Origin of the sequence: Leeuwenhoekiella sp. MAR_2009_132 (assembly GCF_000687915.1) — a bacterium.
Classification (GTDB): Bacteria; Bacteroidota; Bacteroidia; order Flavobacteriales; family Flavobacteriaceae; genus Leeuwenhoekiella.
The window spans coordinates 1-13,809 of sequence record NZ_JHZY01000005.1 but is presented as its reverse complement, the minus strand read 5'-3'; the positions used below and the strand labels follow the sequence as shown (position 1 = coordinate 13,809).

Here is a 13,809-nt window from a genome sequence, read left to right as displayed (position 1 = left end):
TCACTTAATCGATTAATATATTGTGCCACCCAACTTAATACGTTCATTACCCTATTTCTGAATAATTTTAGAACGGGGCTTATTATATTAATAGAGTATTATTGGTTCTTCTTTTAAAGTAGGTTCTGATATTATCTCAAAATAAATTATAAAATTATTTACAATAGTTCTAAAACGCTAAAGTAATTTTTTACGTATATCTACAACTTAACCTACTATGAATAATAAAACTTCAGTTTTTGATAACTTTTTGTGTTAGCAAATCTACCTCGCTTAATTCTGATTTCCGTATTTATGATGTTTAGCAGCATTTTTTACGCCCAGAATGCCTTATCTGAGGGGCCGGGACAATCTTCTAGTTTATTAACGATTGAATATACTCGTCAAGAAGGTATAGGTATAACTGCAAAACAGATAGATTATTTTGTAAATTGAAAATTCTACTGCAAAAGTTGAAAATTTAAGTTTATCAGCAAAATCTATTACGTGTAATGAAGATAGTCTCCCAAGTTCAAGTGTTGAGTTTGAATTATTGTCATTAGAAGGAGTTTCTATATCTAAAATTGATATCGCTGCGGGCTCTAATGCTGAGTTTATTTTAAGAACTATCAAGAAAGATAATATACAAAATAGCTCTTGGAGTTGTGTGGAAGTTATTGCTACACCACAAGGGTCAAACGCCGATGCGGCATCAGTGATTATAAAACAACTTAATCCGAACGCATCAAACTTCAAATAAAACCTTATGAAAATAAAATTACTCTCTCCCTTTTAGGGTTTCTTATTGTTGGTGGGATTTTTACTGGGCAGGCTCAGCTTAAGAACTCATTTGATGTGCGTTATTCTGAAACATTGCGTGGTAATTTTACTACCATTGCCAATAATAACATGTCTAGAACTGCTACTTCAGCTTATACAGGTGAAGATGGCAATCATAACTTTCAAGATAATGTTTATGTAGATATAGATTCAGATGTGACTACTTTTAACTCGAGTAGTGCGTCTCTAAGTTCTGTGGGTACTGGATCTTGTGTGTCTATACGCAAGGTCTATTTGTACTGGACAGCAGGAGATAAGGAGCCTGGAGATAGAAATTCTTCAGATAATCAACCTAATTGGAATTACAATCAGGTAAAACTAAAGTTACCAAGACAAACAGCATATACAACGGTAACTGCTGATGAAGTTTTGTATAGAGGTCGTACTGAGCATTTTTCTAATGATCCTTATGCTTGTGTAAAAGATATTACATCACTGGTTCAAGGTATTGGCGATTATACTGGTAGTTATACTGTGGCAAACGTCGAAGCCAAAACCGGAACGATCATAGGTCATCAAGGTGCTAATGGTGGCGATATTATTGGAGCTTCTGCCGGATGGCAGATTGTTGTCGTTTATGAAAACACCAATCTTCCTGCAAGAAATGTGACCATATTTGATGGTTTTGCTAATGTTACTCGTAATAATGGAGAGAATAATTACGATATACGTGTTGAAGGTTTTAGAACTATTCCTGTTGGGCGGTAAATGCTGATGTTGTATTTGGAGCTTTAGAAGGTGATCGTGATTTAACTGGAGATAGATTGCAAATTAGAAATGCTTCTAATTCTTATACAGATATAAGTACAGCACTAAGACCTGAAGATAACTTTTTTAATAGTAAAATTACCAGATATGGTCAGGATGTTACTAATAGAGTTCCTGCAAGTACAAATACATTAGGTTTTGATGCAGGTGTTTTTACACTTAATAATCCTAATAATAGTCTACTAGGTAATGATCAGACAAGTACGATTTTAAGATTAACTTCTACTCAGGAGACATACAGTTTATATATGGTGGGTCTCGCTGTTGAAGTGTATGAGCCAGAGCTTTCTCCTTTATTATTGACCACAAATTTAGGAGCTCAAAATGAATTAATTATTGATCAGACCGTTCGTGCAACTTTTCAGGTGAAGAACTTTGGTAATGACGATATGAAAAATTTATCAATTTCATATGTAGTACCTTCCTCTGTAAATTATGTGCCCAATGCAAGTCTTCTTCCAGCTGGCGTAACTGTTAATTATGTAGCAGGAACAAGAACGCTAAATTTTGGATTTGCAGATAATATAGTTGAAGTGGGTGATGCTGTTCTTTCTGTTGGTTTTGATTTGAAAGCATCTTCAGATTGTTCTCTAGCTGGAACTCAATTTAATCTACAATTAAATGCTAACTATAGAGGTGTAAAAAATACCACTCAAAAAACAACACTTTCATCTTCAGCATTATCAGGTGCGTGTCCTGTAGGAAACTTACAGCCATCACGTATTACTCTTGTTGCGAGTGGGGCGTGTAAGCCAACTGCGGTAAATGATAGTGCAAGTACACAAGTTGATAGTCCTTTAAATATTGACGTTGTTATCAATGATAATTTTGGTGGTGATGGTCCTGCCTCTCAGGCTATTGTGGTTGCTAGCAATCCTTCAAATGGTACAGCGGTTGTAGATACTAATGGTACACCTAATGATCCTACTGATGATACTATTTTATATACACCAGCTTTAGGATATGTGGGTTCAGATTCTTTCACATATACAATAAAAGATGCAAATGGTGATACGAGTACAGCTACTGTTGACGTTACAGTATCTAATGTAATCGTTACTCCCCCGGGTCAGCGTAATTGTGATTGTGCTCCATTTTATCAAAATTCTAATTTTGTAAATCCGGTTAAAATATCTGGGACTAATCTTCAGCCGGGTGCTGTTTATAGGTTCTCAAATGTATTTACAGATAGTCCTTCTCCTATAGATGCACTTGTAAAAATCGTTAAATTTAATAACGGTGCTTCTTTATTAAATATAGATGTAGCTGGACAAGGTGTGCCTGCAAACTTTCAGCCACAAATTAAGAGTTCTACAAATGGAGATCAAAGTGTGGAATTTGAAATCACATTTGTAACTGGTGGAGGGAATTATGGAAATGAGGTGGTTATTTCATTTTTTGGAACCCCATTTGATATTGATGGTGATAGTCAGAGAACCCGTGAGTATGCAGAGTTAAGTTTGCCTGATGCGTATTACCAATCGGCAGATACTCGGATTTCTATTCAAAGAAAAATAGGTTCTGTACGCGGTACAGCTATTAATCCTACTACTGCACCTGGAGGGGATATTTCTTCAGATGCTCGTTATACTTTTAGTAATTATTGGGAGGGCAAATCAAAACTTAATTATACAATAGGTAAAGAAAACGGTAATAGCGACAGGTATTATTCACTAGCTCTCAAAAATGCTAATTATGCAAATCCGCAATCTACTATAGTAACAGCTCCTGTTATCTGTGGTAATGTTTCTGATGAAGGTGGAGATCCTTTGAGAGGTGTAAAAGTAAATATTACTGGTACAGATGGAAGTTCTGCTACCTTGAGTACTGATATAAATGGTAACTATAGATATCAAACTTCAATACCTTCAGCATTAGTAGATGTAACATATACGATTACTGAAACAGATCTTGAAAATTATGTAAGTATTAGTGATGCTGATGGTGGGCCTGATTTTAATAAAATTACTAGAGTTGTAAATTTAATGTCAACTTGTCAGAATAATTTTGTTGATGATGGAAGGCCTTTGGCTCAGGATGATGCGGCTCAGGCAAGTCCTTTAAGACCTATTCAACCGGTTAACATTAGAGTTCTTGAGAATGATATTTTTGGCCCTGATGGTCCATCAACAGGAACTATAACAATTGTATCTCAACCAGCAGTAGGTTCTGCAGTTGTTAATAACTCAGGTACTCCTAATGATCCAACAGATGATTTTATTACTTATAATCCTCCATTACTTAATTTAGTACCTGTTCAATTAACCTATCAGATTTGTGATTCAGATGGTGATTGTGATACAGCAGTTGTTCGTATAGGAATTTTAGATGATTCACCAAGGGCTCAAGATGATCAATATACAGTTTCTGAAGATTCTCAAAATAATCCTCTTACTGTACTAGTAAATGATGATTTTGGTAATGATGGACCTGGCAGTTTATCTGTAGTTTCTGGCCCATCAAATGGAACATTGACTCCAAATAATAATGGTACTCCGGGAGATTTAAGTGATGACTTTTTCACGTATACTCCTAATGCAGATTATTTTGGGAATGACTTATTTACATATCAAATTTGTGACGCAGATTCTCCAATTTCTGATAGAGAATGTTCAACGGCAACTGTTAGAATTTTAGTTGCTGCAGATCCTACTTTATCGGTTCAGCCTGTACAGGTAGTTGAAGGACAGCCTCTTCAATTTGTTTTTACTATAAGTGATGTTTCTACAGAAGATGTAGTGATACAAGTAAATACTTCTGATGTTTCTGCGACTGCGGGATTAGATTATACAGCAGCAGTTAATCAGATTATTACAATTCCTGCGGGTCAATTGACAGCTAATTATGTTGTAAATTCTTTAGAGGATATAATATATGAGAACTCTGAAGTTTTCAACATTCAAGGAAGTGTTCAAACTAATAATACAAGAAATTTAACGGTTTCAACTACCGGAACAATCACCGACAATGACGGTGCAGCACCAACTATTACTATTGCAGATGTAACAGTAGCAGAAGGAGTAGATGCAGTCTTTGTAGTGACTTTAGATAAACCAAGTTATGAGGATATCGTAGTAGACATCACCTTTGCTGATGGTACTGCAACCAATCCTGAGGATTATACAGACGGAACACCGCTACAGGTAACAATCCCTGCGGGACAGACTACCAGCGGACCAATCACGTTCCCAACAGTAGACGATGCTTTATTTGAAGTAAACGAAAACTTTACGGTAACGGGAACAGTAGCTAGTGGAACTACAGCAGCTCCAAATGCAACCGGAACTGGAACAATCACCGACAATGACGGTGCAGCACCAACTATTACTATTGCAGATGTAACAGTAGCAGAAGGAGCAGATGCAGTCTTTGTAGTGACTTTAGATAAGCCAAGTTATGAGGATATCGTAGTAGACATCACCTTTGCTGATGGTACTGCAACCAATCCTGAAGATTATACAGATGGAACACCGCTACAGGTAACAATCCCAGCGGGACAGACTACCAGTGGACCAATCACGTTCCCAACAGTAGACGATGCTTTATTTGAAGTAAACGAAAACTTTACGGTAACGGGAACAGTAGCTAGTGGAACTACAGCAGCTCCAAGTGCAACTGGAACCGGAACAATCACCGACAACGACGGTGCAGCACCAACTATTACTATTGCAGATGTAACAGTAGCAGAAGGAGTAGATGCAGTCTTTGTAGTGACTTTAGATAAACCAAGTTATGAGGATATCGTAGTAGACATCACCTTTGCTGATGGTACTGCAACCAATCCTGAGGATTATACAGACGGAACACCGCTACAGGTAACAATCCCAGCGGGACAGACTACCAGTGGACCAATCACGTTCCCAACAGTAGACGATGCTTTATTTGAAGTAGCCGAAAACTTTACGGTAACGGGAACAGTAGCTAGTGGAACTACAGCAGCTCCAAATGCAACCGGAACTGGAACAATCACCGACAATGACGGTGCAGCACCAACTATTACTATTGCAGATGTAACAGTAGCAGAAGGAGTAGATGCAGTCTTTGTAGTGACTTTAGATAAACCAAGTTATGAGGATATCGTAGTAGACATCACCTTTGCTGATGGTACTGCAACCAATCCTGAGGATTATACAGACGGAACACCGCTACAGGTAACAATCCCTGCGGGACAGACTACCAGTGGACCAATCACGTTCCCAACAGTAGACGATGCTTTATTTGAAGTAGACGAAAACTTTACGGTAACGGGAACAGTAGCTAGTGGAACTACAGCAGCTCCAGGTGCAACCGGAACCGGAACAATCACCGACAATGACGGTGCAGCACCAACTATTACTATTGCAGATGTAACAGTAGCAGAAGGAGTAGATGCAGTCTTTGTAGTGACTTTAGATAAACCAAGTTATGAGGATATCGTAGTAGACATCACCTTTGCTGATGGTACTGCAACCAATCCTGAGGATTATACAGACGGAACACCGCTACAGGTAACAATCCCTGCGGGACAGACTACCAGTGGACCAATCACGTTCCCAACAGTAGACGATGCTTTATTTGAAGTAGCCGAAAACTTTACGGTAACGGGAACAGTAGCTAGTGGAACTACAGCAGCTCCAAATGCAACCGGAACTGGAACAATCACCGACAATGACGGCGCAGCACCAACCATTACTATTGCAGATGTAACAGTAGCAGAAGGAGTAGATGCAGTCTTTGTAGTGACTTTAGATAAACCAAGTTATGAGGATATCGTAGTAGACATCACCTTTGCTGATGGTACTGCAACCAATCCTGAGGATTATACAGACGGAACACCGCTACAGGTAACAATCCCTGCGGGACAGACTACCAGCGGACCAATCACGTTCCCAACAGTAGACGATGCTTTATTTGAAGTAGCCGAAAACTTTACGGTAACGGGAACAGTAGCTAGTGGAACTACAGCAGCTCCAAATGCAACCGGAACTGGAACAATCACCGACAATGACGGTGCAGCACCAACCATTACTATTGCAGATGTAACAGTAGCAGAAGGAGCAGATGCAGTCTTTGTAGTGACTTTAGATAAGCCAAGTTATGAGGATATCGTAGTAGACATCACCTTTGCTGATGGTACTGCAACCAATCCTGAAGATTATACAGATGGAACACCGCTACAGGTAACAATCCCAGCGGGACAGACTACCAGTGGACCAATCACGTTCCCAACAGTAGACGATGCTTTATTTGAAGTAAACGAAAACTTTACGGTAACGGGAACAGTAGCTAGTGGAACTACAGCAGCTCCAAGTGCAACCGGAACCGGAACAATCACCGACAATGACGGTGCAGCACCAACTATTACTATTGCAGATGTAACAGTAGCAGAAGGAGTAGATGCAGTCTTTGTAGTGACTTTAGATAAACCAAGTTATGAGGATATCGTAGTAGACATCACCTTTGCTGATGGTACTGCAACCAATCCTGAGGATTATACAGACGGAACACCGCTACAGGTAACAATCCCAGCGGGACAGACTACCAGCGGACCAATCACGTTCCCAACAGTAGACGATGCTTTATTTGAAGTAAACGAAAACTTTACGGTAACGGGAACAGTAGCTAGTGGAACTACAGCAGCTCCAAGTGCAACTGGAACCGGAACAATCACCGACAACGACGGTGCAGCACCAACTATTACTATTGCAGATGTAACAGTAGCAGAAGGAGTAGATGCAGTCTTTGTAGTGACTTTAGATAAACCAAGTTATGAGGATATCGTAGTAGACATCACCTTTGCTGATGGTACTGCAACCAATCCTGAGGATTATACAGATGGAACACCGCTACAGGTAACAATCCCAGCGGGACAGACTACCAGTGGACCAATCACGTTCCCAACAGTAGACGATGCTTTATTTGAAGTAGCCGAAAACTTTACGGTAACGGGAACAGTAGCTAGTGGAACTACAGCAGCTCCAAATGCAACCGGAACTGGAACAATCACCGACAATGACGGCGCAGCACCAACCATTACTATTGCAGATGTAACAGTAGCAGAAGGAGTAGATGCAGTCTTTGTAGTGACTTTAGATAAACCAAGTTATGAGGATATCGTAGTAGACATCACCTTTGCTGATGGTACTGCAACCAATCCTGAGGATTATACAGATGGAACACCACTACAGGTAACAATCCCTGCGGGACAGACTACCAGTGGACCAATCACGTTCCCAACAGTAGACGATGCTTTATTTGAAGTAGCCGAAAACTTTACGGTAACGGGAACAGTAGCTAGTGGAACTACAGCAGCTCCAGGTGCAACCGGAACCGGAACAATCACCGACAATGACGGCGCAGCACCAACCATTACTATTGCAGATGTAACAGTAGCAGAAGGAGTAGATGCAGTCTTTGTAGTGACTTTAGATAAACCAAGTTATGAGGATATCGTAGTAGACATCACCTTTGCTGATGGTACTGCAACCAATCCTGAAGATTATACAGACGGAACACCACTACAGGTAACAATCCCAGCGGGACAGACTACCAGTGGACCAATCACGTTCCCAACAGTAGACGATGCTTTATTTGAAGTAGCCGAAAACTTTACGGTAACGGGAACAGTAGCTAGTGGAACTACAGCAGCTCCAAATGCAACTGGAACCGGAACAATCACCGACAATGACGGCGCAGCACCAACTATTACTATTGCAGATGTAACAGTAGCAGAAGGAGCAGATGCAGTCTTTGTAGTGACTTTAGATAAACCAAGTTATGAGGATATCGTAGTAGACATCACCTTTGCTGATGGTACTGCAACCAATCCTGAGGATTATACAGATGGAACACCGCTACAGGTAACAATCCCAGCGGGACAGACTACCAGCGGACCAATCACGTTCCCAACAGTAGACGATGCTTTATTTGAAGTAGCCGAAAACTTTACGGTAACGGGAACAGTAGCTAGTGGAACTACAGCAGCTCCAAGTGCAACCGGAACCGGAACAATCACCGACAACGACGGCGCAGCACCAACTATTACTATTGCAGATGTAACAGTAGCAGAAGGAGTAGATGCAGTCTTTGTAGTGACTTTAGATAAACCAAGTTATGAGGATATCGTAGTAGACATCACCTTTGCTGATGGTACTGCAACCAATCCTGAGGATTATACAGACGGAACACCACTACAGGTAACAATCCCTGCGGGACAGACTACCAGCGGACCAATCACGTTCCCAACAGTAGACGATGCTTTATTTGAAGTAGCCGAAAACTTTACGGTAACGGGAACAGTAGCTAGTGGAACTACAGCAGCTCCAAGTGCAACTGGAACCGGAACAATCACCGACAATGACGGCGCAGCACCAACTATTACTATTGCAGATGTAACAGTAGCAGAAGGAGCAGATGCAGTCTTTGTAGTGACTTTAGATAAACCAAGTTATGAGGATATCGTAGTAGACATCACCTTTGCTGATGGTACTGCAACCAATCCTGAGGATTATACAGATGGAACACCGCTACAGGTAACAATCCCAGCGGGACAGACTACCAGCGGACCAATCACGTTCCCAACAGTAGACGATGCTTTATTTGAAGTAGCCGAAAACTTTACGGTAACGGGAACAGTAGCTAGTGGAACTACAACAGCTCCAGGTGCAACCGGAACCGGAACAATCACCGACAATGACGGCGCAGCACCAACTATTACTATTGCAGATGTAACAGTAGCAGAAGGAGTAGATGCAGTCTTTGTAGTGACTTTAGATAAACCAAGTTATGAGGATATCGTAGTAGACATCACCTTTGCTGATGGTACTGCAACCAATCCTGAGGATTATACAGATGGAACACCGCTACAGGTAACAATCCCTGCGGGACAGACTACCAGCGGACCAATCACGTTCCCAACAGTAGACGATGCTTTATTTGAAGTAAACGAAAACTTTACGGTAACGGGAACAGTAGCTAGTGGAACTACAGCAGCTCCAAGTGCAACTGGAACCGGAACAATCACCGACAATGACGGCGCAGCACCAACTATTACTATTGCAGATGTAACAGTAGCAGAAGGAGCAGATGCAGTCTTTGTAGTGACTTTAGATAAACCAAGTTATGAGGATATCGTAGTAGACATCACCTTTGCTGATGGTACTGCAACCAATCCTGAGGATTATACAGACGGAACACCGCTACAGGTAACAATCCCTGCGGGACAGACTACCAGCGGACCAATCACGTTCCCAACAGTAGACGATGCTTTATTTGAAGTAAACGAAAACTTTACGGTAACGGGAACAGTAGCTAGTGGAACTACAGCAGCTCCAAATGCAACCGGAACTGGAACAATCACCGACAATGACGGTGCAGCACCAACTATTACTATTGCAGATGTAACAGTAGCAGAAGGAGCAGATGCAGTCTTTGTAGTGACTTTAGATAAGCCAAGTTATGAGGATATCGTAGTAGACATCACCTTTGCTGATGGTACTGCAACCAATCCTGAAGATTATACAGATGGAACACCGCTACAGGTAACAATCCCAGCGGGACAGACTACCAGCGGACCAATCACGTTCCCAACAGTAGATGATGCTTTATTTGAAGTAAACGAAAACTTTACGGTAACGGGAACAGTAGCTAGTGGAACTACAGCAGCTCCAAATGCAACCGGAACTGGAACAATCACCGACAATGACGGTGCAGCACCAACTATTACTATTGCAGATGTAACAGTAGCAGAAGGAGTAGATGCAGTCTTTGTAGTGACTTTAGATAAACCAAGTTATGAGGATATCGTAGTAGACATCACCTTTGCTGATGGTACTGCAACCAATCCTGAGGATTATACAGATGGAACACCGCTACAGGTAACAATCCCTGCGGGACAGACTACCAGCGGACCAATCACGTTCCCAACAGTAGACGATGCTTTATTTGAAGTAGACGAAAACTTTACGGTAACGGGAACAGTAGCTAGTGGAACTACAGCAGCTCCAAATGCAACCGGAACCGGAACAATCACCGACAATGACGGTGCAGCACCAACTATTACTATTGCAGATGTAACAGTAGCAGAAGGAGTAGATGCAGTCTTTGTAGTGACTTTAGATAAACCAAGTTATGAGGATATCGTAGTAGACATCACCTTTGCTGATGGTACTGCAACCAATCCTGAAGATTATACAGATGGAACACCGCTACAGGTAACAATCCCTGCGGGACAGACTACCAGCGGACCAATCACGTTCCCAACAGTAGACGATGCTTTATTTGAAGTAAACGAAAACTTTACGGTAACGGGAACGGTAGCTAGTGGAACTACAGCAGCTCCAAGTGCAACTGGAACCGGAACAATCACCGACAACGACGGTGCAGCACCAACTATTACTATTGCAGATGTAACAGTAGCAGAAGGAGTAGATGCAGTCTTTGTAGTGACTTTAGATAAACCAAGTTATGAGGATATCGTAGTAGACATCACCTTTGCTGATGGTACTGCAACCAATCCTGAGGATTATACAGACGGAACACCGCTACAGGTAATAATCCCAGCGGGACAGACTACCAGCGGACCAATCACGTTCCCAACAGTAGACGATGCTTTATTTGAAGTAGACGAAAACTTTACGGTAACGGGAACAGTAGCTAGTGGAACTACAGCAGCTCCAAGTGCAACCGGAACCGGAACAATCACCGACAATGACGGTGCAGCACCAACTATTACTATTGCAGATGTAACAGTAGCAGAAGGAGTAGATGCAGTCTTTGTAGTGACTTTAGATAAACCAAGTTATGAGGATATCGTAGTAGACATCACCTTTGCTGATGGTACTGCAACCAATCCTGAGGATTATACAGACGGAACACCGCTACAGGTAACAATCCCAGCGGGACAGACTACCAGCGGACCAATCACGTTCCCAACAGTAGACGATGCTTTATTTGAAGTAGCCGAAAACTTTACGGTAACGGGAACAGTAGCTAGTGGAACTACAGCAGCTCCAAGTGCAACCGGAACCGGAACAATCACCGACAATGACGGCGCAGCACCAACTATTACTATTGCAGATGTAACAGTAGCAGAAGGAGTAGATGCAGTCTTTGTAGTGACTTTAGATAAACCAAGTTATGAGGATATCGTAGTAGACATCACCTTTGCTGATGGTACTGCAACCAATCCTGAGGATTATACAGATGGAACACCGCTACAGGTAACAATCCCTGCGGGACAGACTACCAGCGGACCAATCACGTTCCCAACAGTAGACGATGCTTTATTTGAAATAAACGAAAACTTTACGGTAACGGGAACAGTAGCTAGTGGAACTACAGCAGCTCCAAATGCAACCGGAACTGGAACAATCACCGACAATGACGGCGCAGCACCAACTATTACTATTGCAGATGTAACAGTAGCAGAAGGAGCAGATGCAGTCTTTGTAGTGACTTTAGATAAGCCAAGTTATGAGGATATTGTAGTAGACATCACCTTTGCTGATGGTACTGCAACCAATCCTGAGGATTATACAGACGGAACACCGCTACAGGTAACAATCCCTGCGGGACAGACTACTAGTGGACCAATCACGTTCCCAACAGTAGACGATGCTTTATTTGAAGTAAACGAAAACTTTACGGTAACGGGAACAGTAGCTAGTGGAACTACAGCAGCTCCAAATGCAACCGGAACTGGAACAATCACCGACAATGACGGTGCAGCACCAACTATTACTATTGCAGATGTAACAGTAGCAGAAGGAGCAGATGCAGTCTTTGTAGTGACTTTAGATAAGCCAAGTTATGAGGATATCGTAGTAGACATCACCTTTGCTGATGGTACTGCAACCAATCCTGAAGATTATACAGATGGAACACCGCTACAGGTAACAATCCCAGCGGGACAGACTACCAGTGGACCAATCACGTTCCCAACAGTAGACGATGCTTTATTTGAAGTAAACGAAAACTTTACGGTAACGGGAACAGTAGCTAGTGGAACTACAGCAGCTCCAAGTGCAACCGGAACCGGAACAATCACCGACAATGACGGTGCAGCACCAACTATTACTATTGCAGATGTAACAGTAGCAGAAGGAGTAGATGCAGTCTTTGTAGTGACTTTAGATAAGCCAAGTTATGAGGATATCGTAGTAGACATCACCTTTGCTGATGGTACTGCAACCAATCCTGAGGATTATACAGACGGAACACCGCTACAGGTAACAATCCCAGCGGGACAGACTACCAGCGGACCAATCACGTTCCCAACAGTAGACGATGCTTTATTTGAAGTAAACGAAAACTTTACGGTAACGGGAACAGTAGCTAGTGGAACTACAGCAGCTCCAAGTGCAACCGGAACCGGAACAATCACCGACAACGACGGTGCAGCACCAACTATTACTATTGCAGATGTAACAGTAGCAGAAGGAGTAGATGCAGTCTTTGTAGTGACTTTAGATAAACCAAGTTATGAGGATATCGTAGTAGACATCACCTTTGCTGATGGTACTGCAACCAATCCTGAGGATTATACAGATGGAACACCACTACAGGTAACAATCCCTGCGGGACAGACTACCAGTGGACCAATCACGTTCCCAACAGTAGACGATGCTTTATTTGAAGTAGACGAAAACTTTACGGTAACGGGAACAGTAGCTAGTGGAACTACAGCGGCTCCAAGTGCAACTGGAACCGGAACAATCACCGACAATGACGGTGCAGCACCAACTATTACTATTGCAGATGTAACAGTAGCAGAAGGAGCAGATGCAGTCTTTGTAGTGACTTTAGATAAACCAAGTTATGAGGATATCGTAGTAGACATCACCTTTGCTGATGGTACTGCAACCAATCCTGAGGATTATACAGACGGAATACCGCTACAGGTAACAATCCCAGCGGGACAGACTACCAGTGGACCAATCACGTTCCCAACAGTAGACGATGCTTTATTTGAAGTAGACGAAAACTTTACGGTAACGGGAACGGTAGCTAGTGGAACTACAGCGGCTCCAAGTGCAACCGGAACCGGAACAATCACCGACAATGACGGCGCAGCACCAACTATTACTATTGCAGATGTAACCGTAGCAGAAGGAGCAGATGCAGTCTTTGTAGTGACTTTAGATAACCAAGTTATGAGGATATTGTAGTAGACATCACCTTTGCTGATGGTACTGCAACCAATCCTGAGGATTATACAGATGGAACACCACTACAGGTAACAAT

Annotated in this window: 3 protein-coding genes; all 3 read left to right on the top strand. The window is 42.1% G+C overall.

Translation table 11 applies throughout. From position 1 onward, the window contains the following. The first annotated feature begins 532 nt into the window (after positions 1-532). On the top strand, positions 533-739 hold the full coding sequence (locus P164_RS18610) for a hypothetical protein (protein ID WP_125411800.1): 207 nt from the start codon (positions 533-535) through the stop codon (positions 737-739). Between the two features lie 95 nt (positions 740-834). After that, positions 835-1,527, top strand: coding sequence for a hypothetical protein (locus tag P164_RS18550; protein ID WP_028377807.1), 693 nt, complete (start codon positions 835-837; stop codon positions 1,525-1,527). Positions 1,528-1,583: 56 nt separating this feature from the next. Next, on the top strand, positions 1,584-13,733 hold the full coding sequence (locus P164_RS18545; protein ID WP_028377806.1) for a Calx-beta domain-containing protein: 12,150 nt from the start codon (positions 1,584-1,586) through the stop codon (positions 13,731-13,733). The last annotated feature ends 76 nt before the right edge of the window (positions 13,734-13,809 follow it).